We start from the raw sequence: 23916 nt of genomic DNA, 5'->3' as shown, positions 1-23916 counted from the left end.
CTTTCCTAGTTTTTCCGAAAGTTTGTGAACTAAACATAAAATTTTATATTGATTTCAAAAAACTTAAGTTGTAATATTTAGAAAAATAAAAAAAGAGGTCGATTCGTTATGATGCGAAAATTAACAAAGAAAGATCATGAACAAGTATTCGCTTACCTAAAAGAAGAAGCAGCCCTTAACTTGTTTATTATTGGAGATATTGAAGCTTTCGGTTATGACACAGATTTTCAAGAACTATGGGGAGTATTTAAAGAGAATGGAACATTAAAATCAATTCTACTCCGATTCCACGATTCATTTATACCCTATAGTAAAGAAGAATTTATTACCACTGATTATGAGGCACTTCTTTCCACATATAAGCCGCTTAAACTCTCTGGTAAGTCAACTATCGTAGAACAATTTGAAACTGCTTCAAATATACAACTAGGTACTAAAAATGAAATGTATTTTTGCGAATGTCTAAATGACAACAACTTACCTAGCACACCAATTCATGAAACAATTAAACTTGCCTCACTCGATGATATAGAACGAATTATGAAATTACGAAGTGACATTGCTGAATTTCCGACTACCAATGAATCAGAGAAAATATTAAGGCAGGCTATCGAAACAAATACAGGACGCACATACTATATTGAAAAAGATGGCGTGATCATCGCATCCGCCTCTACTTCCGCTGAAAATTCATTATCTGCTATGGTAGGACAGGCGAGTTAATTCACCCGAGGCAGGACAAACCTCACAAGGTTAAGCTGAATGGTTGTCTATGACAGAAACAATATTCTCACAAGAGACCACTTTCTAGGTTACTCACAAGTAGCCTATGGAGGTGGTCTTTTTGTGCGTACTCAAGGGGGAAACTAAATGGCACTACTTAGATTTATGATTAAGGATTACCTAGAGGATAAAGAACTCAGTGGACTAGCTCCTAGGACAATACAGAGCTACGGAGATACACTCAATGAGTTTTCTCGTTGGCTCGTTGCTGAGAAGGAGATCATTAACATCGAGGATATTACTCCACAAGTTATAAAGGGCTACCTCCTCTACTGTTCCAAGGAGAGAGGAAACACAGTAGTTACTCGTAATGGTAAGCTCCAGCACTTGAAAACATTCTTTAGATACCTAGAGGATGAGGACATTATAGAGATCCGTAGCAATCCCACTAACAAGATTAAGCCTGCTAAGACGGACAAGGCCATCAAGGTGTACTCCGATGAACAGATTAAGCAAATGCTTAGATACTACAGAAGGATGCGCTCTCGAGAAAACACGCTGTATAGCTACAGAGGTCATACCATAATAGTCGCCCTTGCAGGTACAGGTATAAGACTAGGCGAGCTGGTATCCATGAGGTGGGATTCCGTGGATTTACTCAATAAGACTATCACTATCTTCGGGAAGAATCGTAAGAGCCTGTCTACTCCGTTAACGGATAAGGTGGCTCGAGAGTTGTACGAGTGGAGATTATTCTGCGAGAAGTACTACATTAAGTTGCCTGCTCATGTGTTTAATGACCACAGAGGTAACCCACTTACAGTGAACGCTGTCAAGTTAATGTTCACCAGGTTGTCTTTACGCATGGGTTTCAAAACTACAGCTCACATGTTTAGACACACTTATGCGAGCAACTGTTTAAGAGCTGGCATGGATATATACACATTGAGTAAACTTATGCATCACTCCCAGATAAGAACTACTGAGGTTTACCTACATGCTTTCGGTAACTCGTTAGCTGAATCCAACGATAAGTATAACCCTCTCAATAGGTTCGACCTATAAGTAAACACAAAAGAGTCCTGCTCTAGTTTGGCGGCCAGACAGGACTCTTTCACAAAATAACTATGGAGCTATTTGCTTATATTGTACTACCCTAAGGTACACTCTGCAAGTAGCTCCTATTAAGGAGATTATTTACTATGAAGGAACTACGAAAATATCAATCTTTTAATTCGATTACTGAGATGGACAATTCTATTAGTGAATACCTGTCAGCGTACAAACTTAAAGAATCAGAGTACACAGTGTTATGGAAACTTGCTTGTTACTCATGCAAATTCATAGGAGTTAGCTACCTCAAAGTAGACTCTTTAGCTGATCTCACAGGTTACTCTAAGCGCACTATACAGCGTGCTCTCAAGGGTTTATCTGATTTAGGAATCATTACTCGCATCAACCAATTCAAGCCTATTAAGGGTGGCTATAGCGCTTCAATAACAGTGATTAACCCTTATAAGAGTCACCTTGTTAAGTCACCTTGCGAGGAAGCTGCAGAGCCTACTCCTGAGTACATTGAGGAGCATCCTTCTCATACAGATACAATTACTTACAAAACTAAAAGCTCTAAAGATAATACATACGTAGACGATCTAGGCATAGATGACTTAATTGCTGCTGATGTTCCTACCGAGTTCGCTAGCTTGGCTATCTCCTGCTTTGATGCAACTGAGGTGTACAAACTATGGAGTCGTGTTCAATTGGCTGCTCGAAAGTACGCACCCGATTTAGTTAATACTGTAGAGGTAGCTATCTCAGGGTTACGAGCTAGCATTCTTGCTAGCAAATCTAAACGTGTACGTGATTTCAATGGTTATTTCTATGGAGTTCTGGCTCAGAAGTTATCTACTGCTCAGCGATCTCTTAAATGCAAACTTTTCAACTTCCTTCAGTAGGATTACTGTAAGTAATATCCCTCCTATCCGGTTGCTGTCTTATAGCTCTTTAACATAGGAGGTATCTCTATTTAGCTATGCCCGATTGATTACTAGGGGTGGCATTACATCTGGTTCTTGTACGATGATCAAATTTAGAGATAGTCCTCGGTGGGTTGTGTCTAAGGGTCTGGCAACTGATTAGGTATATGCTCGATTGAATGCCATATGATGTAAAATAACATCTCCATTTTCGAGCCACCTCATAAAACGAAGCTCTATTTTCCCTTGTATGAGTTTTTATTATCCAACTCATTACGTTTGCACCTAAACAAGTTATGTAACGTGTAATAAGCTCGTACGCACTCTAAATAGCTTTACACTTATTCAAGCTTACTTTGGTAACCCAAAATAGGTAGCTAATATAATTGGTTGTAAGGATAAATTGTGAGTCAAAGAAATGGATTTAAAAAACTTCCAGAAAAGTATTGACGGTTCTAGAACTTTTAATTAATATGTAATTAAGCCACTCAGGGAATGAGGTGAGCAAGGAAATTGGAAAGTAAGCAACAAAAGTTTTACGGTAAAGTCAAAGACTTTTATGAGCTGGAATCCATCGAGGATGCTAAGAGGTTTTATACAGCTTTTAATCAACTCAACAAGATTAACACAGTAGATAAAGCTAATAAAATCGATAAAATGTTAACTCGAATGTATGCTGGTAAGAAGTTAACCGACTAACCTAGAACTACACAAAACAAAATAGCCCTACTCGGTAGTTATACTTTGGCGAGTATACCGAACAAGGCTACGCAATTCAGTCGAACCTATAAGGCTCTTTCCTCCCTATAGTATCACGAGCAGGAATAGCTGTAAAGGTTCGACCCCACAGGAGGCGAATAAGTTGAAACCTAAAGAGTGGGTTACATCAACCTTGGTAGCTGGCGGTAGTATAAGCTTTCTTTACGCAGCCGGTTACATCGTTTCACTCATGATTGTACACCTGTAAGTATTACCTATCTCGTGTAAACAAATAAAAACTAAAGGGAGAGATTTTTTATGACAACAAATACTATTCAACCAACTAATTTAGATATCGCTATGGAGGAGATCGATACTTTAGTGTCCAACTTCCAAGACTCACTATCTCGTATCACTAATAAAGTTTGCAAAGTAGATACATTCCAACTAGGCCTTACGTATGTAGTTATCTTACGAGCTGGCAAAATCTCTAAAACTCTTAGTTTTAATTTAAACGAAATAACTGAGGAGGAATACCAATGAAAAAACGAATGGTTGTTTTCCTGTCCAGTATTATCCTGCTTAGCGCCTGCAACAGTTCAACAATCTCCGAAGATGAGTATAACTCTCTAGAGGAAGGGATGACGCTCTCAGAGGTTGCAGATCTCGTGGGCAGTAACGGAAAGCGCGCCAACTCTAATGGCTACACCGACGTAACTTATGATGGTGACAGTGAGGAAACTGGTGAGATTGACTTTGCAGTCATGGTATTCGAAAAGGGTAAACTAAGAGTGTGGGATCGAGTAGATAATAACTAAGGGGAATAAACTAAAACTCTAGGACACTCCCCTCCGAGCTGGCTCTCATTGAGTCAGCTCTTTTGTTTTCTTCCTCACAGATACCATTACGGTAATTGAAATTATAATTTGTACACTCGTTGAAACCAATTAGATAACCCTTGGGCTTGATGTTTATCTAACACAAACCCCTTATCCATCCCCTTCAATTCAATTTCAATAGCGAGATAGTCGTCTCTCAAAGGACGAACTCTCAACAAATCTCCTCCAAGATCTAACACCTCAGCCACCTCTCCATCACTTAAGATTCTCACAAATTTACGAGATCTTCCACCCGAGAATACACAATGGACATAAAAAATGAGACAACCTAAAACGGCTATCTCGTTAGTATCCCTATCATGAATAGTATGGGGAGTAATAATGCTAAACTCTGCAAGCCAAACCATATAGAGCCAGCTAAAACTATATACGTTAGAGCTATAAACAAATACAATCTCCACCTGTGAGATCGACTCTCTAGGTTTAATTTACTTAGTCTTGACTTTTTCTGTGGTACATTCATTAGTTTTACCTTCCTTTTTGTCTGTTTATAACCCTTTAGGCGACCTATGAGAGCGCCACCTCTGCAGCTACAGCACTACAACGAGTACAGCATAGAAGTTATACCCAAGCAACCAAGTACTACTCTCTAGCCAGATATCTCACCAAGTAGAGCTTGCTTGCCCCACTTAGTCAGCTTCACTTCAACCACTGTAGCCATATTAATGACCTCCCTCTAGGATTACTAGTTCTTTGTTGGATTCAAAATACTTTCTTGATACCTTACGAGTACGAACGGTGTTGAGTGTTCCTCCTAGTGGCTCGATAGACTCCCTCACTAACCTCTCTGTGTTTCCTCTCAGTTGGACTGCAGCTAATACTGGGTTACCCTTCATAGCCACACACTGTTGAGTTTCCATATGTTCGCCGTTCTCAATAAAGTTAACATTCACTTGGTAGTAATTCATCGTCTAACACCCCTTTTCTGTAGGTTAAGGTCTCGCTTGCCTTCTCTGGAGAGTGCGTGTCTTTTGTATTCAATCTCGCTTACTTCTCTAGGAGTAACACTAATGAGATCGCACTGAGTAATAACGAATGCTTTCTCGTATGCTCGTTTGGTTGCCACTGAGTAGGCTTCCATCGTCTCGTTGATATCGTCCTCAGTTTGGAACATACGGCTATCTAGGAATCTCTCATTGTTCTGCTTGTAAGCTACCTCTATACAAAAGTAATTCATTGTCCATCTCTCCTTTTAATAACCAAGGAGACCGAAGTCTCCCTAGTATTTTCTAATTGATTGTTGTAAACCTGTGTAGTCCATTCCGCTTACGCCTTGCTCATAAGCTGTTCTTGCGACTCTCTGCTCTACAGTGCTTCTTAAAGCATCTCCGTCTACATCTACAGTGCCATTAACATTATGCTCGTGCTTGTGGGTAACTGTGATAGCCGTCTTTCCTCCGGTGAATGCCTCCAAGCCTGTACCTGCTAGAGCTACATTAGCCTCTTTAGCTACACCTCGGAAAGCACCTCCTACAGCACGCTCCATAGCTGACACCTGAGTTAGCGCTGCCTCGTACCAAGTAGGGAAAAATGCTTCACCTGATTTGTCTAGGTCACTAAGTGGCCCTTTCTTGGCAGGTGAGAATGGTAAGTAAGCTCGAATGTTTTTCATCCCTCTAGCTACCGCATCAGCAGCGTCCCAGAATCCTGACGTGATACCACTAGTGAACTCTGAAAGCAACCCTTTGCCTGATCTATAGAAATCCTTAAACCACCCAGTGAACTTGTCTACTATATTTCTCATTCCATCAGATACTTTCCATTTAGCATCGTCAAATCCTTGAGTAAGGCCATCCTTAAACCACTTCATCATATCCTTGGCAGCGTCACCCATAGAGCTAGCTTTGTCTTTAGCAGATTGAACAAGATCGTCCCACTTCTGACGAGCGTCACTAACCATCTGTCTCAATTTGTTTTCTGCGTCAGTCTTCATCTGTTCGTATTTATCTATGGCTCCTTGTTTCATCTCTTGAGCCTTGTCTCTTACGCTATTCTTAAGGTCAGTCCATTTCTTGGCGTTATCACTTAGGATTTCATACATTTTTTGGATAGCTGCTTGTTTCAGCTCCTCGTATTTCTCAACTACCTTATCCTTCATTTCCTCAGCTTTCTCCTTAGCGTTGTCTACAGTTTCATTCCATTTCTGCTTAGTTTCAGCCCACCATTTTTTAACACCCTCAATCATCTTGTCATGAGCATCACCAATAGCCTTAGTCATTCCGTCCCAAGCATCCTTAACCTTATCCCATAACTCCTGAGCATACTTCTTTACCTCATCCCAGTTTTGATACAAGAGAACGCCAATAGCAATCACTGCTGCAATAGCTGCTACTACCCAGAACCAAGGAGAAGCCAACAGTGTCAAACTCAATCGACCTAGCAACTTAATAGCGTCAAGTATCCATGAACCAAACAATTTACCTATCTCGATTACCTTATTGATAGCCTTTCCTGTATCATCAATCCATGTAGCTACACTAATAAGAATGCTGAATGTTTTGAACCCTGCCCAGAGAGCGGCTACTATAGGGATTAACCAATTAGCATTATCTACTACAAACTGGATAGCATCGCTCACTAGACCTAAAGCAGCATCAAGAGCGCCTGACTCCCTAGCCCATGTCATGAAGTCATTAGCGAGCTGGACAACCTGTATAGATACTGGCGCTAACGCTTGGATGATATCCCACAGAGTTAACACCAAATTGCCTATGAAGTCCATAATGACTGGCGTACTCGTCTTAACAAAGTTAACGAAGTCTTGGAAGGCTGTGCTCGATTGTAATCCTGCTGCCCAGTTAGCGAACTTCTGAGTCAGATCAACCATTCCATTACCTAAGTCCATACCTAATGGAGTGAATGCTATCATGATGTCACCGAACCCTTTGAGGATATTACCGGCAGACTTCATTACCATTTCGAACATCGGAACTGCGAAGGTATTCATATGCTCGAAGAACTTATCAGCTTTACCTTGTGTGATTCCATCGTTCATCTTGCCTATCATGTTAGAGAAGGACTGTCCGACTCCTTGGAAAGAAGGGAACAATTTAGTCATTGTCAATCGGAGAAAATCTGTGGAGTTAGCTATGAGGTTTAACGTAGTAGGAGCCATTTGATTTTCCATCTCTCGCCAAGCATCACTGAGGTTGTTTATAGCTACTACAGCTTTCTTTTCTTCCTCGGTGAGACTCTCCATAATAGCCTGCACCAGAGCCATCTGTTTGGCATAACCTTTGGTGTCACCTGCTATCAGAGCTGCGTTAGCCTTGAGTTGAGCTTCCTCTAATTGGTTTGCTGTCTCTACAGTTTTACTTATGGTAGTAAACGCTAGAGCACCAAACCCAGCAGCCGCTATACCGGCAGTACCGAATAGAGAGGCGATTGCTCCTAGTCCACCTAACAGAGCTGGAGTCATTGCACTTGCCGCTATCGTGATTCCACCTATGATGGCTGCCATCTTCTTGGCTTCTGATGAGGTTTGTCTAAACTGACTGCTAGCTCTGTCTTGAGCTTGAATTATAATATCAATTACACTCGCTATGATAATCACATCCTTATGTTTATGAGAACGACAAATAAGCCCACCTGCAAAGTAGGCTAGAGAGATCCGTCCTCACTAGTTCTTAGTTATCAAACAGTTGGTTATATAGATTAACGTTCGTAGAGTTAGATGAGTTCTCACGAGACTTCTTAAACTTACGAGACATGCCTAAGTCATCAAGTAACTTGATAGCTCTGTTCTCAAAGTCAACCATCGAAACCTTCTCATTGACCGCATAGCTCATTGACTTACCATTCTTTCTCCAGCTCTTCAGTGTATTGATTAGAGCTAGATCAAGTTTAGCAATGTCTAGTGGATCTAAGTCTTCATAGTTGTTCTTGTACCACTCCATAGTATCGCTATACCAGTCCTTTTCCTCCTCGGTTAATGTTGCTAAGAAGTCTTTCTGATACAACCCATGTATAGGCTGTCTCCCTTTAGCTAAGTTTTCTTTCATTTTATTTTTCCCCTCCTCTGTAGTTGCTCCTGTGCTTTTACCTCCATGGAAACAGCAACGCAGATTCTTCTCATTAGAAGGAATACGAGTACACACTTCTCCGCTACCCTTGATAGCTCCGCATATAGACGATTCCTTCTTGAGAAATTCCTTAACGAGTGCCATCTCCTCAGAATCCTTTTTAAGATCTCCGTTAACTAGACCTGATTTAATGTTGTCTATGTACTTTTGGAGATCCTTCCTTAATTTCTTTTTAGCCATATTATTTCTTCCTCTGGCCTAGACCTAGGCTAGCCATATACTTATCGTAATAAGCTCGGTCTTCCCTGCTCATCTCGATAGGTTTTTCGTTCTTGCCGATGCTGATTAGGTACTCATCGTATTCCTTTTGGAACTTAGCCTTCTCGTTAGCTTTCTTCTGTTCAGCAAATGCTCGCTTGTCTTCCTCAAGTTGTTTGTTCATTCGGTCAATCGTTTCGTTAAACTCTTTGAATCGTCTCTCTAGTTTCATTTGTGCTATTCGTTGATTTGGGTTCATGTTCGTTTCCTCCTCGCTTATTTAATCTGTATGAGAAAGCCACTTTCTGAGCTACGGCTGTTCATCTGTTGTGTAGCTTTCTGGTGGAGCCGATCTACCGAGTTAGCAACCTCCACCTGTGTTAATGGCTTCTGCGATTGCTAACTCAGCATCCGACTCTGAGTGTTACTTATATAGGAACCTACCGAGGTTAGATTCTCGATAAGTTAACTAGCGTCTGTTGTCCAAGCTCAATGTTATGTTTCTTGAAGACTGACAGGATAGCTTCTTCTAACTCTCGAGAAATAACTTCAGCTTGTTTGTCTGCTTCAGCAGCGTCCTCGTTATTCATGTCTGCAATAAAATTCCAATCTTCACTACGAGGATCTAAGCTGTCTGTAGCGCCTACTCCGTATTCAACTCCTAAGTCGTATCCTTTTGCATCATAGACAGTAACCAATCGTAGGGCATCCTCTAATCGGAATACATTGTTGAATCGGCCAGCAACTACCATGTTGCGTCGTTGCTCTACATTGTACTTACGAGCTTTCTCTCCACGAGAACGATACAATTCCTTAATCGCTTCTTGCTTCTTCGAGCTAATCTCTGCAAGTTTAGATTGCGTAGATTCGATCTCTTTTGTTAACGCTTCTAGCTTAGCCTCACCTTTCTTCTTGTTGGCTAAAGCTACCTTGTCTGTCTCATCAATGATTAGGCTGGCTGAAATAATGTCTAGTGCGGCCGATACTTTGGCGTGTCCTGCTTGTACTTCTTGGAGTTTTCTTTGTAGGTCATTTTCTTGAACTTGTAACTTCTCAACCTCTTTGTTGGCTTGCTCCTCTGTCTTTACCTTTGTGTTACCTGCTAATAAGTTTTTAAAAGTGTTCATCATTTGTCATCTTCTCCTTTTGATTTGGGTTTATTTTGTATTGAGTCGGCTAAGGGGTAGCCTGTGAAGCAATAAGGTTAGGGGATTAAATCAGGTCTAGCAATCTAGCGAACTCTTTGACACCTTTCTGGCTAACAAGCATCTGTAGTTTCTTCTTCTCGATAGGCTTGTAATTGATGTAGCCATCCTTCAAGTATTCATACCCTGCTCGGTGTAACCATGAGCCTCTACTTGAACGCTTGATAACTTTTTTGCCTTTCAACATCTGGTTTAGCTGCTGAGCACTTCTGAGACCGAGTTCTTTAGCTGTCTCATCTATAGTCATGTAGCCTTCTATGTTTAACACTTTATCGTGATACTCAATAGCAGGAGCTTGCTCTTCCAGTTGAGCTTGTAACTTCTCTGTGGCTTCCACTTGTTCGACTAATTGGAGTAGCGCTTCTTTGTAAGTAGTCGGTAGAGCTGGCTGCTGAATAGCTTTTTCCATCTCGTGGAACTTGTCAATATAGGCTACTGTGAAGAGGATTCCTTTCTCGCCTGTCATCTTGTTAGCCACTAATTCGCAACCCTTACGAGTAAGAAGATACTTCCTTCTTGGTTCACCTTTGAGATCTAAGTAAGTTGCTTTCCGGAAATAATCTAACGCCCCCAAATTTGGGTTGGTTAAAAATATATCCATGTAGTTGTCGATATCTCTTAGTAGGTGATCGTGTCGTTTACCTGTCATGTTTGCGACCTCTAAGCTATCAATGAAGTTTACCTCTTGGTTATTTACCTGTAAGTTATTTGTCATTTTCTCCAGCTCCCTTTTAGTTGTTTACTAGCTTACCTTTTTCGTAGTATGACAATATCGATAAAGACATCCTACCTCTCTCATAAACTGAGAAGTTCTCTCCAGGATCCCCTCAATTTTATACATCGTTACGTGGATCTCACCAATGCCATCCTTGATAGTAACCTCTCCAGCGATATCCTCAATACCGTTAGCCCACTCAAAAGTATCTACAAAGTGAATGCTTTTCTTTTTGTTAGTGTCTCTCATATCCACTCCGTAGTAATACGTGTTAGCATGAATACCTCGTGTGATATGCAAGTATCCTTTCTCTTGTAGCTCCTCTACGTGGCGCTTTACCGTTCTCAAGGATAACCCAGTTAGCTGCGCTAAATCGTCATACGTAATAGTTGTTCCTACAGTGACTAGTGAGCGGATAGCCTCAAAAGTTTGAGCCAATTTGTCTTTTACCATCGAGTCAGCAAACTGTCTTTCTAACTCTTGAGCTTCTTCCTTTGTAAGCTTGTCTGCCCCAACTTGTTTACCTACTTGAGTTAGGAATTCGTTGTACTCATCCTCAGTAGAAATACCTGTGTAGCCTTGCTCTGTTCTCCATTGTAGGTAAGTTCCCCAAGTGTTATCCATTAGTTCGCCTCCCCATATTGTATTTTTAATCTATTGTATTTCGCCTCAGTGATCTCCTCACAGTTGATACTGATGAGTTGTGTCGTCCTCGTGTTATATAAATCGCTGTAGGTTTTGTCCATCAGACTCGAATGCTTAGCTTCTTTCCCCTCAGTTACCTGTGCTAGGTGATACCTCTTGAGGACTGTACGAGTACCTATGAACTTCATCCGAATAGTGTACTTAAAGTATCGCTTCATTTAGCTACCTCCCTTAGGTGCTTGCTCACCAGTAGATCCCTCTTTCGGTTTTCCTCTCCGAGTCTAACTCGTAGTTTGAACATGTAAGTTTCTCGTTCTCGTTTAGCTTCTTTCTTCATCGTCATCCTCTCCTCGGTTTGTCTGTTTAGCTCCCTTTGTTACTATCGAACTTTTACTATCTCGTTAATATCCTTAATGTTAAGCGCTTGAGCAATTCGACTGATACTACCTAGAGTAGCTGTTTGGTTTCTCTTGATACGAGTTAGGTTAGGACGTTCAATCCCTGTTCGTCTCGATAGATCAGCTAATGTAATTCGGTGCTTCTGTAGTAAGCCTTCTAAGTCTACATAGTGTTCCATTTCGTTTCCTCCTCATAGATTATTTTATATGTGATGATTCTTTGTGGTTGTCTTGGTTATAATATTCCTCCAGATACCCTTTGAATAAAAAAGGGAGCTAGCTGGTTGACAAGACCGAACTAGCTATGTTAATCATTCTGGAGAGAATGTAACAAACGTATTAAGAGTAAACGTTGGAGGTAGTAAGTGTAACTCCTTTGATCCGTCTCAAGGGGTGGAAACGAACCAAAGCAATAACCCTTATCAGCCTATCTACTAATTAAGTAGCTAAATACCCCTCATCGAGAATCATCTTCCTTTTAAAGGGTTCAATATATATTAGTCCAACCGTGAGTGAGTCCTCTGTTTAATCCCTCTATATACATAGTACTAAACTTGTGACAATCCTTATTAGCTCCCTATACTATTAAGTAGCCTGAGAGTACTACTCCTTTGTTTAATTCCCTACATATATTAAGTGTTAACCGAGAAGTATCCCCTTTTAATTGCTTCATATATTAAGTAGCAGTATGGTAGTCACATATCTCATCTCAAAAGATCAACTTGTAGAGACCCCCCCTCTTTTACGCCCTCATACTATAGTACGATTTCCGCAACCTCTCCTAAAGCTCCATCGAACGCTTGTAAGTTTGCCATCAATATTCCCCCTCATTAATTGCTTCATATATATAGTAGTACTGACGGGACAATATCTCATCTCAAAAGGTTAACTCCCCCTATTGAATTACGTTTCAAAATAAGACACAAGATATACCTGTAGAGATCGCCATCTCTAGGAGCAATCCTAAAAGTGCTCATTTTTGGCACTCTGTACCTTTTTAGCCACCTCAAAAACGGATGTAACCCTTGGTATCACTAGCTTTTGCTAGGGGTCAGTACTTTCCAGCTAACTCTACGTATATACACTGAGTAGTTAAACCTCTTTAAAATATAAAGGTCTACTGAGGAAGGACTCTAGGAGTAATACTTTAAAGTATTACCTCTAGAGAAGAATCTATTAGGCTATCTCACTATAGACCTTTGTTTTAAATATTTTAAATACCTATAACCTAGAGAAGGATAAACTAAAAGAGGTATACCTATAGAGAAATACCTTAAAGATTTAAGCTCTATAGGTACACCTCTTTTGGCTTTCTCATATAGTTATTGTTTTAAGTTCATTACTGAGCAAGGAGATCTATATAGATATTCTCTTAAGTTCTTTTACCTTTTCTTAAGAGGTTATTCTATATAGGTATACCTAATTAGGGTATTCTCTAGAGTTCTTTTATTTCTTTCTCTAGGAATTACTCTAATTGGTTAACTATCAGATTTACCTCTAAAGCTAAACTCATTAGTTTAGTAGCAATAACGCTCTCACGAGACGGCAAACTAATAGAGAACACTGTTAGAGCTGGTACTTGTAGAGTACGTCCAATAAGTGATATTGATAGGACAACTATGGGAACGAATATAATAAACCAAGGGGGATGTTATATGGTTAAACACTTTGAATTAGGGGCCTTATTTATAAGTATTGGCTTATTAGCTGCCTGCTCACAGGAAGAAGAAGTTACCACGAAGGCACCATTTGAGGACTACAAGCCATCTCAGGGATACATAAACGAGGGAGAGTTCGAAGCTCTTGAAGATGATATGACTCATGAGGAAGTAGCCCAGTTGATTGGCGGTGTAGGTGAACTCTACAAAAAGGAGGGCTATATAGAAACCATAATCTACAAAGGTGAAGGCAATATAGATTTTGCTATGCTGAGATTCGAAGATGGCAAGTTGGACATGCGGAACAAACACGATAAAGAATAATTGCTTTATAGATAGTTAGATATAAGGAGTTAGGCTGAGGAGGTCTACTCCTTTATTATTACTACGTTCTCATAGGCGTCTGCTCAGAAGATCTTTATGTTTTTTAACCTTTTAGAGTTGGATCTACTGAGGCGGAAAACTGTAGAAGGATAACTACCGGAAGCGAATGTTGAGTATGACTTTTAGTAAAACTGAGGAGGCACCACGACCAGTAGTTATAATGGAGCTAAACCTAACTTTTTATTTAGAGCTAATAGCTGGTAGCTTTATCAGTAGTAAATTAAACGATAACCCACACAATACTAGTCCATTTACATATGACTTGGTAATTGAGCTATAGAAATCTCCTTCTAAGGTTTGAGATCTATCTCGTTTACTTTCAAACTCATAGTTATCAAATGTATCACCTAGAGCTGGCATATTTGTAACAACTGACCTGTTCACTTCTTTTGGAATATATCCTTGCTCAATAGCCCACTCCTTCATAGTATTGAATTGCTCTTTACTAGAGATCGTCCTATCAAAGAATTGCCTTAACCCTTCCGAGGTTAACACTGTAAGTTTGTACCCGCCAGATGACGGAATTTTATTCTTCTCTTCCTTGTCTACCTTGGTGAATAGGTCTGTCATGTTTCTATATCCAATAGCATCCATTAGAATATCCTTAGCAACGAACCACTTGAGACCGTCAACCTCGTAGGTACGAATACTTCCGAGTGGTGACTCAATGTTTGTGAACATATTTATCCCTCCTCTATAGTTATCATTGTAAGCCGTCTCTAGGTGGCAAACAATAGTATTCGCATATTCTGAATATAGGTCATACCTAGGTAATACTGGTGAGGTAGCCTCGATGTCCCGACTCTAAATTTTATTTTTCTGGGGAGGTGGAAACTCTGTAGGCGTACTCGTGGATGACAGGTCTGAGGAGGTGCTGTCTCAGGAGCCGATTTTCCTATATGATTTCTCCTACATAAGTTTAGGTGCGTACGTACGTACACCCCTATGCTTCCGGAAAGTACGGGTACCCTTGGTAAGTGGCGGCTAGTGAGAACGGTGGCTACTGAGCTGGCTGGCTCATGGTACTGCTCCTTAGTCCACACCGTGGAGGCACACACCCTTAGACACACCAAGCAGGCTCACACTGAGGAGGCAAGGCACTAGTAGCACACAAACATAAGGCGCTCTCTTAGCCACACTACATAGCAACTTATACTGTCTCGTGTGTATCCTAGTAGGCATAGCACTGTAGCCATACACATAGGTGTATACTGGTGAGGTAGCAGCACTGTAGATATACACTGGTGAGGCAGGCTAACAGGTAGTGCTATATGTACCCAGCTCATAGGAGCCTCTCTGTAGGTGTATATCCTCTTTCACTTTCAGAGGGTGTACTTTCGTGGGTAGATCCTAGTGAGGTGGTGTACTTTCGTGGTAGTATATCGTAGTGATAGCGGACTGCATAGGACAGTGCCTTACTTTCATTGATCGATTCAAGATCAATAGGAGTTGGCATCTATTGAGGTTCGCCCTCTGTAGCTACACTGGAGAGATGATAACACTATTTATATAGCTACCGTCTCATACAGGTCAATCTGGAGTGTTTAACAGGTATGTCTGTATGAGTACCACTATAAGTTGTACTGGTGAAGTAAGCTAGGTGGATCTACCCTAAGAGTTCGGCTACCGTTACTACACTTTCAGTAAGACTAAGAACTCAGTCTAGTTAGCCACCTCCATTAGCCCTCGTACTTTCATTCATTAATCAAAGGTCTATATGAGGACGCAGACTAAACAGTACACACTCTATACCTGCCTCGCTAGACCTAACACACAGGTGTACTCATAGGTATACGCGGTACACACAGCAGCAGGGCTACACAAGGTGCACTCTGCAGGTAGGACGTATATCCACTTCAACAGTACACACTGCACAGCGTACCGTTCAAGGCGTCTAGGAGACTCATACAGAGGCGCACCGATATAAAGTAGTCGTTACATCACCTCTCTGTAAGTATGCACAGAAGCAGGTTCATGAGTTCACTCTGTAGAGTTCGGCTACCTCGCTTTCTTATAGGTAGTAACTAAAATAGTTACTACCTATAAGATTGATTATGTAAACTACAGGTACAGCTATGTAGGTATACTCTAGGGTATCTGCTTCCTTGGTACATCTACACTAATCGTACTTTCACTAGTCCTTTGAATAAATTACTGTATGAGGTAGCGGTCTCTACAGGTATTCACCTAGTGTATATCTACTCAGTTGTATTCACTGTGAGGTGGCGCCAACCAGTATGGCTATAAGGTTGATGGATCTGTAGGTTATGCACTTTCCTTTAGGTTCACCTCTGTAACTGTACTCTGTGGGTAGTAGCGAGAAGGCATACTCTAGAGGGGTACTAGTAGGCTGACTCAAGGGTGATCACTTTCAAGGTCACATGACCTTATAGTTCCTAGATTGGATATCCCATCAGGCATCGCATCGAGGTGGGGGTTTTACCTCTCAGAGTAGTTAAAGAACAGGAGGAGAAAATCATGTAATAAGAACCTTGCAAGTAAAAAAGCCAACTAGAATAACTCCTAGGTCACTTTATAGGTGATCTAAAGATATTCCAATTGGACTTTCTTATTTAATAAGATATGGGTCTGATTAGATAATATTCAAAAATCCACTTTAAAGCAGGTTTCACTTATTATCTTTGAAACTTCCTATTAGCTATATCTATCGGATTTCCTCCTTTTGGAAAATCAATAGGTAGTCCACTAACCTCTAAGATATTACTTCCCAGCTCAACTCGGATATTTTTAATCCCATCAAGCTCTACTTTAGAAAACTTGAATATGTCAGCAATCTCCCCAACATATTTTCGAGCTTCTGATTGTAACCCAGCAGATGTTGATATATCATCAATACTATTAAGTAACGGTGTTATAACTGATAGTAAATAATTGATTACAGCATTACCTTCATCAATTTCCTTGTGAGTTGCTGCATATTTAAGCCCCCTAACTAAATCAGCATATGCAGTTTCTATATACTCTTTTGGCTGTGATATGATGAATTCAATCTCCTCAACAGCTGCAGTTGGTTTCCCCTCTGTAACCTGTGACGCTAACAAGTAGTAGTTTTCAATAGTACCTTTTCTTAATACAAAACAACCTGACAGTTCTAATATATCAAATAAAGAAGTTAGCATTTGCTTTATGCCACATAAAATATCCCCATTATTAAGTCCACTAAGCTCTTCATCATTGCTGATAAATAGCGTTGCCATTCCTGCCCTTCTCTTAGCAATTTCCATATCTTTTTTACCACCATGGTTAACCCAATAAGAATGCCTCTCTGCCAATGGACGTATGTCCTCCCAATGCTCATCAATTACTGTTGTAAAGCGGTCATGAATATTCCTTGAGAATGTCCTAAAATCAACATGTCCCATTTTTTGTATTGTTTTAATCACCTGCTCATCATTAGCGAATATATCAATAGATGCAATATCATCAGCTACAGTATCCAAATCAGTTATTACAACTGGTTTTTTCCCTATTAACCTCATTAATTTTATTACACTTGGAATCTCACCTTTTCCAATAATAGGGACTAACTGTGAACCTCCTGCCTCTAAAAATATTTGCAGATGCTGATTTAATGCATTACAGATAAGAACGTCACTTGGCCCTTCTACTAGTAATGGTTTTAAACTGAAGAGCGCAGATTTATGTGCTTGCCCTAGTCTGGTAAGTAGTTCTCTTACTTTTCTACTTTGGAGTTCACCAGCTTCAGGATCAATTTGAACTGGCTTTGTCATCGTATTTTCAAAAAATACAATTCTCGTTAAATCTTCTGGCACTAAAAGATTTACAAACTCTGTCGAGTGGGTTGCCAAGATAATCATTTTTTTTGATTTGTCCTGAGGATCTCCAGCAACCTTTTTTATCTCTTGAAATAAAAATGCCTGCAATTGTGGATGTAATGAAATTTCAGGTTCATCTAATAGCAGTACACCAACTTCATCATCATAAAGCGCAGAAAGAATTGTTACCAAATGCAGAAGACCACTTGCTTCCCTTGCAACTGAGTAAGGTTCTCCCTCTATTGTACTAAACTTTATTTTCAACTCTCCTGCATCCCACTCAATAAAGATTTTCCGATTAAAAAGTGTGCTTAATCTCTCACTTACTTTTATACGTATATCGTGTCTCAAGCTTAATGTGTGAAAGTCTCCTATAGCACCTTCTGCTGCGTGTCGATTTTCTCTATAGTTCAATCCACCAAACGCTGCCCTATCGTTATGAAGCATGTAACTACTTACACCATCATGATTTGCGCGAAAATCTTCAACCTTTGAAAGTCTTCCCGCTGTTAACAACCTTACTTTTCTATCTGAAAATGCCACTCCAAAGCTGTCTTTTAATCTTCGTAAAACTTGAGATTTACCTGAACCATTTGGTCCCACAAAGGTAGTAATTCCACCATAAAACTTTATACTAAAAACCTCTGAAGAAAATTGTCCATCTATATGTACTTGCTGTTCAAAAGGATAAGTCACCTTTCCCACCTTCTTTTCTAATGATTCTAACTCTAAAGTTTATTTTATCAAATTGCTAATTCGTTTTATATAATATACAAAACTAAATATTAAACTCCTGAAAAACTACTACACGCCTTTTCAGACAAACCTCAAGAGCTCTCCCTCTCTAGTCCCATCTATAAGTTATACATTCTCAAAATAAAGCAGATAGAGATGAACTATATAGTTATCTCCTTTAGTCTAACTCCATAGAAAAAACACTGCTTAGATTCAAACAGTGTTTAGGTAATACCTATTTACTTTCTTCCCCCTGAGCTGGAGCCTTCGGAGAAATACCATTAATCTTTAAGGCTAGCTCAACAAGTGCATCTTCTCTCTTGTCCTCATTCTGAATCTTAGATAATAAGAAGTTACTAAAGTAGAAGTGATGTGTGTTTACAAATCGATTATGAAACTCCGTTAATGATTTGACAGCCTCAGAATGCATCTTCAAGTAAATTACAGCAATAAAATTAGATAGTATAGCTCCTATCGCACCTACTGAGGCTACAATTATCTTATTTTCTAGCTCGTTGGAACTGTTAAGCATTAAGAAGTACAAAGTTATTCCAATTATTGCAAAACCAATTAATATACATGCTATACCAACAACAAATATCCATGCGCTTTGTTTTAAATTTTCATCATAGTATTTCTTCAATTCAAGATGATGATGTTTAAAGAGTGTTTCCGATCTCTCCTCTAATGATGAATGAGATATACTTAATAAATCTAACTCGTTCTCTACTTCTTGTAATTCAATAATATACACAGTTGACGGCCTTCTTAAAAGTTGATAAGAAGTGAACATAAAACAGAATGTAAAGGCTGCCGATAGGATAAATAACACAAGTTCTGTATATACTCCATAACTATCTTGTTTGAGTATATCTCCTACATTATATACAAGAGCTAACAATGTACAAATATTCAGGATAGCTAAAACCAAGTAAATTCTATTTCTTCTCTTATTCCAATTAATCAAGTTCTTTAAATGTATCTTTCTATTTTCTAATAAAGATTTACGTGAATTCGGTAGCGAATTAATACTTATCTTTAACTCCCCTTTCTATTAAAATATCCTTCTATTATATTATAACATGTCATATCTCAATAAACGATATCTCCATCTCTTATCCCCCCGGGGCAGCTTACCTAGATTACTAATCAGCACTAGATTCGAAGACACTTCTCACAAGTCCCAACTGAATAGTTATTGACTCACAAGTCTGTAACCTCTATAATTTTCCTAAACGAATAACTAAAAGAGTGGTCACTCATAGATAAAACCTCATCAGGCTTAACCTCCGCCTCTACTTCCGCTGAAAATTCATTATCTGCTATGGTAGTTGGTGTATGTACACACCCGAATTATCGCGGAAATGGTTACGCTTCACTCATATTACAAAAAATGATCCAAGACTTTACGAAAGAAGGCCGAACACTTTGTTTATTTTATAACAATCCAGCTGCTGGACGAATTTATAAACGACTAGGATTTAAAGACATTGGAATGTGGACGATGTATCGATAATAAGAAGTACTCTATAAGAGGAAATAGTTGTAACTTAGCAATAAAAGCAGATTACACAAAAACTTCAAACCGTTGTTATGAAGAAACTACTTGAGGAGCAAGGACTCTAACTAAAAAATGGTATGCATTCAAACTAAATTTAGACAGATAAACGCCCCAATTGTTGCATCTACTCCAGCAATTGAGGCTACCTGTTTATTCTCAAATTCTTTCCGCTACAAATAGAAATATTTATGAAAGATTTATCTCACTTATGTCACTATTATCTTTACGTGCAAATGCCCTTCTTAATATTACTGCTTCTTATTATACTTTACTTTAAAATCAATATATTCCTGTCTCGCATCCTGATTATTACCTTGGTGACTATCAAAAGATGTATGTATTTGTGATATATATTCTACTAACTTACCTTCATCATTTCGCTTCTTATAATTTATTACAATACTTACCTCCAATATCTGCTCTGAACCATCTTTAGAATCTATATGCAGTACAATCGATCCACCATCATATTCATCATATTGTATTTTCAAGTTATCATTAATAATGCTCTGAAAATCTGATTCAGTTAATTTGTATCCAACAGTACTAGGTTGATCAAACTTTTTTATATCACCTCCTGGCTTCATCTTTAGTTTCCCTATTCCTTTTAAACGATCAACAATTAAGTTTACGTATGAAACATCTAGATTTGAATCCGGACTTTTCACCTGTCCATTTTTATACATAATATTGGTACGATAAACACCTTCTTTTTTATTATCTTTGCTGTCTACTGCTGAAGTAACCGCTTGTGTTGTACTTCCATATAAACTTTTATCTTTCGTATTATATATGCCTTTCGAAGTTTGATAGATTGTTTTACTGTGCTCTCCATCTTCCTTTTGCTCATATGTACTATATATACCTCTTTGTTTCACATACGCATATCCATCATCACTAGCGGACATTACCTTTTTCATGTCACCTTCATCCAAAGCTTTGACAAATGGCTCATACTCTATCTTCGTCTCCCCAAAACCACATCCACTTAATAAACTTGATACTATTGACAGAACTATCATCATCTTAGATTTCTTCTTTAACTTCATACTGACACCCCGTTGATTTCCCTAGGCATTTTTAAGTTCATTATGTTCCTTTTTGGAAATTAATACATTTCACCTTTACTTACTGCTATTTATTTACTCATGCAGATTATATTGAAGATGCTTTAATTTTTAATAGCATTAATTTATATACAATCCTTAATTGTTTATATATTCTATTCGAATTTTCAGAAACCAAAACTTATTTTATTTCTTTAGTTTTCTTTTTTCCTTCTCTTCATAAAGCTTTAGTCTTTTCTGACGTTCCCTTTCATGTTCCTCCCACGAAATATAAAATGATGGAAATTTAAATCTACAATAGGCTAATAATTGGAACTCTGCTGCACCTATGGCTACCGCGTACATTACAAGGGTTCCTGCCATATACCCCACTAAAACCCCTGTTTCATAATTATTATGAACATAAATTAAGATAAGAAGGGTTAGTACATATATCGTAACACCAATCATTGCATTGCCTTTTGTTTTACTAAAAAATGAAGTTGCTCTTTCATCCATACTAAATGCCCCACTCTCTGCTTGTTTAAAGGTATCAATCGTTGTCACCAGATGAACAAAAACTGCTCCTAGAAACAATAAACCCACATACAATAATGTAATTTGATCAATTGAATAATTCGAAATTGCTGGAAGTATAAACAATGTGAATCCTATAGTTCCTAGCTGAAATGCAAATAATAATATCACAAGTGCTTGCAACTTTTGATATTTGAAACGAGCTTTTGGAATTAGATATAGAATGAAAAAGATTACTTGCAAACCATATAACACTAATTCAATACTAACAATTATTTTGTCAAAGAGAGTCGGATAGTATCCCCAGCCAATCTTAATTAATGCTACCAAAATAAAAAGCATGAATAATGAACTATAAACTATTCCTCCAAACATAAATCCCACAGAGTCTTCTGGGCTTAAGCGATTTCTACATGTTATTTTAAATTCATCTAAATCTTTTTCTTTTATATTCCACATATAATTACACCATCTTTTCTAAAATCATGTAATAACTCTATTTTTGTAGACAAACTGAGAGTAAATAAATGTTTTTGGTATTTCATATTAAACTAGCCTTTTTTACTTTTTCTAATAAACATAACATATAACAATAGCATCGATATTAACCCTATCCCACCGCCCAACACCCCTCCATATTCTTCTAGATATATGCAAAGAAATATACTACCAATAAAAAAATATTATTCCGAAGATAACAATCCACTTCCCCAGAAACTCTGCTACTTTATATAGAATTAAAGAGATAAACATAATCCCAACAATAATAGGTGCTATTACACTTTCAAATAAACCTTTTTCTTTTTTTGCAGCTTTAGAATCTTTATTCAAGATATTACATTCCTCCCTTTACTAGTTAATTTATGAATAATGTATTCATTCTATCTTCAATGTAAGTTTACGAGTATCATTTATAACTTTCATTTCAGTTTTTGTTTCGCTTTTGTTCTTTCTCTCTTATTCTTTTTCTATTTGCTATAAATTCTTGGTGTTCCTTTTCATGTTGTTTCCACGTAATATTAAATGATGGAAATTTAAAGCGACAATACACCAATAGGACGAATTCTGCTGATACTACAGCGAATATATATAATATTATTGTTTGTACAACATAAATTGCCATTTGACTAAATGTATAATTAAGATTTAGAAAAATTAATATAAGTAGAACCATTACACCAATTGTCATTCCAATCGATAAATATAATTTTGCGTTAGTAAAAAATGAGACAGCTGGTCCTTCCGATTTATATCCTCCATGCTTTGCTTTTCTAAAAACATCGATCGTTGCTACAATGTGGGTACAGATTGCTCCTAATAGTATTAAACCGATATAAACCAATGTTTTATTGTCACATGGAAAATCATATATTCCTTCAACAACCATAACTATGAAAGGTAATGTCGCTAACTGAAAAGCATAAAATACAGTTACGATTGTTTGTAGTTTCTGTAATTTAAAAGCAATCTTTTTAGACATGAATAATATTAAAAAAACGAACTCCAAAACATACAACTTAACCTCAGTTTGTACAACTATCTTTTCAAAAGGAGTTAGAGAAATCTTATCACCGTTCAGCAAAACACCTAAAAACATGATGAGCATTGGTATAGAAGTATATGCAAAAACTCCCCCATAAAAGATTCTTATATAATCCGGACTTAATCGGTTTTTATTTGTAATTTGAAAAAAACCTAAATCTTCTTCCTTTATTTTAAGCATTCATCTTTCCCCATTTCGACGCAAAACTTATTTTATTTCTTTAGTTTTCTTTTTTTCCTTCTCTTCATAAAGCTTTAGTCTTTTCTGACGCTCTCTTTCATGTTCCTCCCACGAAATATAAAATGATGGAAATTTAAATCTGCAATAGGCTAATAATTGGAACTCTGCTGCACCTATGGCTACCGCGTACATTACAAGAGTTCCTGCTATATACCCTACTAATATCTCTGTTTCATAATCATTATGAAAATAAATTAAAATAAGAAGGATTAGTGCATATACCGTAACACCAATCATTACGTTGTTTTTTGTTTTACTAAAAAATGAAGCTGCCCTTTCATCCATACTAAATGCTCCACTCTCTGCTTGTTTAAAGGTATCAATTGTGGTCACCAGATGAACAAAAACTGCTCCTAGAAACAATAAACCCACATACAATAATGTAATTTGATCAATCGAATAATTTGAAATTGCTGGAAGTATAAACAATGTGAATCCTATAGTTCCCAGCTGAAATGTACATAATAATATCACAAGCGCTTGCAACTTTTGACATTTAAAACGAACTTTTGGAAATAGATATAGAATTAAAAAGATTACTTGCAAGGTATATAAAACTAATTCAATACAAACAATTATTTTGTCAAAGAGATTTGGATAATAACCCCAGCCAAATTTAACTAATGCTCCAAAAATAAAAAGCATGAATAATGAACTATAAACAGTTGCGCCAAGTATAAACACCATGGAGCGTTCTGGACTTAAACGATTTCTACATGTTATTTTAAATTCATCTAAATCTTTTTCTTTTATATTCCACATTCAGTTTTTCACCTTCTATACAGTTTAAATAATTTTCATTCACTAAATTCCCATTACATTCGTAACTTTTTTAAGTATCTTCATCTTTTGTATAACTAAATTTAGATAATCTT

General features: G+C 38.0%; 21 protein-coding genes and 3 pseudogenes. 8 read left to right on the top strand and 16 right to left on the bottom strand.

Annotated features, from left to right (window positions below):
* Positions 1-108 precede the first annotated feature (108 nt).
* From BLT20_RS07810 to BLT20_RS07785, 6 genes and pseudogenes are all read left to right on the top strand, one after another.
* Positions 109-708 (top strand): annotated as a pseudogene (locus BLT20_RS07810) (GNAT family N-acetyltransferase); the annotation flags it as partial.
* Between the two features lie 162 nt (positions 709-870).
* Complete coding sequence (locus BLT20_RS07805) at positions 871-1788, top strand: tyrosine-type recombinase/integrase (protein ID WP_001196721.1); 918 nt, start codon at positions 871-873, stop codon at positions 1786-1788.
* A 137-nt stretch (positions 1789-1925) separates the two neighbouring features.
* Positions 1926-2678: a helix-turn-helix domain-containing protein gene (locus BLT20_RS07800; RefSeq protein ID WP_000661515.1), complete on the top strand. Its 753-nt coding sequence runs from the start codon at positions 1926-1928 to the stop codon at positions 2676-2678.
* 534 nt (positions 2679-3212) lie between these two features.
* Positions 3213-3398: a hypothetical protein gene (locus BLT20_RS07795; RefSeq protein ID WP_000444252.1), complete on the top strand. Its 186-nt coding sequence runs from the start codon at positions 3213-3215 to the stop codon at positions 3396-3398.
* A 318-nt stretch (positions 3399-3716) separates the two neighbouring features.
* Positions 3717-3941 carry a hypothetical protein gene (locus BLT20_RS07790; protein ID WP_000210744.1) on the top strand — a complete coding sequence of 75 codons (225 nt, stop codon included), beginning with the start codon at positions 3717-3719 and terminating at the stop codon, positions 3939-3941.
* Positions 3938-4216, top strand: a complete 279-nt coding sequence (locus BLT20_RS07785) for a hypothetical protein (protein WP_000747001.1) — start codon at positions 3938-3940, stop codon at positions 4214-4216. Before BLT20_RS07790 ends, BLT20_RS07785 begins: the two co-directional genes overlap by 4 nt.
* 101 nt (positions 4217-4317) lie before the next feature.
* Here the strand turns inward: BLT20_RS07785 and BLT20_RS30970 are convergent, their stop codons facing one another.
* The 8 genes from BLT20_RS30970 to BLT20_RS07730 all read right to left on the bottom strand — a co-directional run bounded on the left by BLT20_RS30970 (position 4318) and on the right by BLT20_RS07730 (position 11719).
* Positions 4318-4452, bottom strand: a complete 135-nt coding sequence (locus BLT20_RS30970) for a hypothetical protein (protein ID WP_255445223.1) — start codon at positions 4450-4452, stop codon at positions 4318-4320.
* A 1064-nt stretch (positions 4453-5516) separates the two neighbouring features.
* Positions 5517-7757, bottom strand: coding sequence for a phage tail tape measure protein (locus BLT20_RS07765; RefSeq protein WP_230641345.1), 2241 nt, complete (start codon positions 7755-7757; stop codon positions 5517-5519).
* A gap of 166 nt (positions 7758-7923) precedes the next feature.
* Positions 7924-8559 carry an HGGxSTG domain-containing protein gene (locus BLT20_RS07760; protein ID WP_001085114.1) on the bottom strand — a complete coding sequence of 212 codons (636 nt, stop codon included), beginning with the start codon at positions 8557-8559 and terminating at the stop codon, positions 7924-7926.
* Between the two features lies 1 nt (position 8560).
* Positions 8561-8836: a hypothetical protein gene (locus BLT20_RS07755; protein WP_001069273.1), complete on the bottom strand. Its 276-nt coding sequence runs from the start codon at positions 8834-8836 to the stop codon at positions 8561-8563.
* Between the two features lie 190 nt (positions 8837-9026).
* Positions 9027-9707: a hypothetical protein gene (locus tag BLT20_RS07750; protein WP_000982207.1), complete on the bottom strand. Its 681-nt coding sequence runs from the start codon at positions 9705-9707 to the stop codon at positions 9027-9029.
* Positions 9708-9789: 82 nt separating this feature from the next.
* Positions 9790-10497: a Rha family transcriptional regulator gene (locus BLT20_RS07745; protein ID WP_000183784.1), complete on the bottom strand. Its 708-nt coding sequence runs from the start codon at positions 10495-10497 to the stop codon at positions 9790-9792.
* Between the two features lie 27 nt (positions 10498-10524).
* Entirely contained in the window at positions 10525-11121 is a 597-nt protein-coding gene (locus BLT20_RS07740) for a winged helix-turn-helix domain-containing protein (protein WP_000370758.1), read from the bottom strand.
* Positions 11122-11521: 400 nt separating this feature from the next.
* On the bottom strand, positions 11522-11719 hold the full coding sequence (locus BLT20_RS07730; protein ID WP_000401446.1) for a helix-turn-helix domain-containing protein: 198 nt from the start codon (positions 11717-11719) through the stop codon (positions 11522-11524).
* A 1476-nt stretch (positions 11720-13195) separates the two neighbouring features.
* On the opposite strand from BLT20_RS07730, the gene BLT20_RS07725 reads away from it, so the two are divergent.
* Complete coding sequence (locus BLT20_RS07725) at positions 13196-13522, top strand: hypothetical protein (protein WP_232485717.1); 327 nt, start codon at positions 13196-13198, stop codon at positions 13520-13522.
* A 240-nt stretch (positions 13523-13762) separates the two neighbouring features.
* Here BLT20_RS07725 and BLT20_RS30965 read toward each other — a convergent pair whose 3' ends face one another.
* The 3 genes from BLT20_RS30965 to BLT20_RS07710 form a co-directional block, all read right to left on the bottom strand.
* Positions 13763-14263, bottom strand: a complete 501-nt coding sequence (locus BLT20_RS30965) for a BRO family protein (protein WP_000494847.1) — start codon at positions 14261-14263, stop codon at positions 13763-13765.
* A 1955-nt stretch (positions 14264-16218) separates the two neighbouring features.
* Positions 16219-18084 carry an ATP-dependent nuclease gene (locus tag BLT20_RS07715; RefSeq protein ID WP_002025684.1) on the bottom strand — a complete coding sequence of 622 codons (1866 nt, stop codon included), beginning with the start codon at positions 18082-18084 and terminating at the stop codon, positions 16219-16221.
* A 265-nt stretch (positions 18085-18349) separates the two neighbouring features.
* Positions 18350-19045 carry a TRADD-N-associated membrane domain-containing protein gene (locus BLT20_RS07710; RefSeq protein ID WP_230641343.1) on the bottom strand — a complete coding sequence of 232 codons (696 nt, stop codon included), beginning with the start codon at positions 19043-19045 and terminating at the stop codon, positions 18350-18352.
* Positions 19046-19402: 357 nt separating this feature from the next.
* Between BLT20_RS07710 and BLT20_RS07705 the strand changes: the two are divergent.
* Positions 19403-19630: pseudogene (locus BLT20_RS07705) on the top strand (GNAT family N-acetyltransferase); the annotation flags it as partial.
* A 293-nt stretch (positions 19631-19923) separates the two neighbouring features.
* On the opposite strand, the gene BLT20_RS07700 reads toward BLT20_RS07705, so the two are convergent.
* The 5 genes and pseudogenes from BLT20_RS07700 to BLT20_RS30105 form a co-directional block, all read right to left on the bottom strand.
* Complete coding sequence (locus tag BLT20_RS07700) at positions 19924-20724, bottom strand: DUF3952 domain-containing protein (protein WP_000768491.1); 801 nt, start codon at positions 20722-20724, stop codon at positions 19924-19926.
* A 204-nt stretch (positions 20725-20928) separates the two neighbouring features.
* A complete protein-coding gene (locus tag BLT20_RS30110) occupies positions 20929-21717 on the bottom strand; it encodes a hypothetical protein (protein WP_000267178.1) in 789 nt (262 codons plus the stop codon).
* 92 nt (positions 21718-21809) lie between these two features.
* Positions 21810-22089 (bottom strand): annotated as a pseudogene (locus tag BLT20_RS31310) (hypothetical protein).
* Positions 22090-22183: 94 nt separating this feature from the next.
* Positions 22184-22981, bottom strand: coding sequence for a hypothetical protein (locus BLT20_RS07685; protein ID WP_000912762.1), 798 nt, complete (start codon positions 22979-22981; stop codon positions 22184-22186).
* A gap of 27 nt (positions 22982-23008) precedes the next feature.
* Positions 23009-23803, bottom strand: coding sequence for a hypothetical protein (locus BLT20_RS30105; RefSeq protein WP_000267181.1), 795 nt, complete (start codon positions 23801-23803; stop codon positions 23009-23011).
* Between the last annotated feature and the right edge of the window lie 113 nt (positions 23804-23916).

Origin of the sequence: Bacillus sp. cl96 (assembly GCF_900100505.1) — a bacterium.
GTDB classification, from domain to species: domain Bacteria; phylum Bacillota; class Bacilli; order Bacillales; family Bacillaceae_G; genus Bacillus_A; species Bacillus_A cereus.
This window is presented reverse-complemented; position numbering and strand designations above follow the sequence as displayed.

Coding starts and splice junctions, on each gene's coding strand:
- BLT20_RS30110 (WP_000267178.1), bottom strand. CDS start 21,717: ATGTGGAATATAAAAGAAAAAGATTTAGATGAATTTAAAATAACATGT.
- BLT20_RS07750 (WP_000982207.1), bottom strand. CDS start 9,707: ATGATGAACACTTTTAAAAACTTATTAGCAGGTAACACAAAGGTAAAG.
- BLT20_RS07740 (WP_000370758.1), bottom strand. CDS start 11,121: ATGGATAACACTTGGGGAACTTACCTACAATGGAGAACAGAGCAAGGC.
- BLT20_RS07725 (WP_232485717.1), top strand. CDS start 13,196: ATGGTTAAACACTTTGAATTAGGGGCCTTATTTATAAGTATTGGCTTA.
- BLT20_RS07765 (WP_230641345.1), bottom strand. CDS start 7,757: ATGGCAGCCATCATAGGTGGAATCACGATAGCGGCAAGTGCAATGACT.
- BLT20_RS07785 (WP_000747001.1), top strand. CDS start 3,938: ATGAAAAAACGAATGGTTGTTTTCCTGTCCAGTATTATCCTGCTTAGC.
- BLT20_RS07700 (WP_000768491.1), bottom strand. CDS start 20,724: ATGAAGTTAAAGAAGAAATCTAAGATGATGATAGTTCTGTCAATAGTA.
- BLT20_RS07685 (WP_000912762.1), bottom strand. CDS start 22,981: ATGCTTAAAATAAAGGAAGAAGATTTAGGTTTTTTTCAAATTACAAAT.
- BLT20_RS07760 (WP_001085114.1), bottom strand. CDS start 8,559: ATGGCTAAAAAGAAATTAAGGAAGGATCTCCAAAAGTACATAGACAAC.
- BLT20_RS07730 (WP_000401446.1), bottom strand. CDS start 11,719: ATGGAACACTATGTAGACTTAGAAGGCTTACTACAGAAGCACCGAATT.
- BLT20_RS07745 (WP_000183784.1), bottom strand. CDS start 10,497: ATGACAAATAACTTACAGGTAAATAACCAAGAGGTAAACTTCATTGAT.
- BLT20_RS07805 (WP_001196721.1), top strand. CDS start 871: ATGGCACTACTTAGATTTATGATTAAGGATTACCTAGAGGATAAAGAA.
- BLT20_RS30105 (WP_000267181.1), bottom strand. CDS start 23,803: ATGTGGAATATAAAAGAAAAAGATTTAGATGAATTTAAAATAACATGT.
- BLT20_RS07755 (WP_001069273.1), bottom strand. CDS start 8,836: ATGAACCCAAATCAACGAATAGCACAAATGAAACTAGAGAGACGATTC.
- BLT20_RS07800 (WP_000661515.1), top strand. CDS start 1,926: ATGAAGGAACTACGAAAATATCAATCTTTTAATTCGATTACTGAGATG.
- BLT20_RS30965 (WP_000494847.1), bottom strand. CDS start 14,263: ATGTTCACAAACATTGAGTCACCACTCGGAAGTATTCGTACCTACGAG.
- BLT20_RS07790 (WP_000210744.1), top strand. CDS start 3,717: ATGACAACAAATACTATTCAACCAACTAATTTAGATATCGCTATGGAG.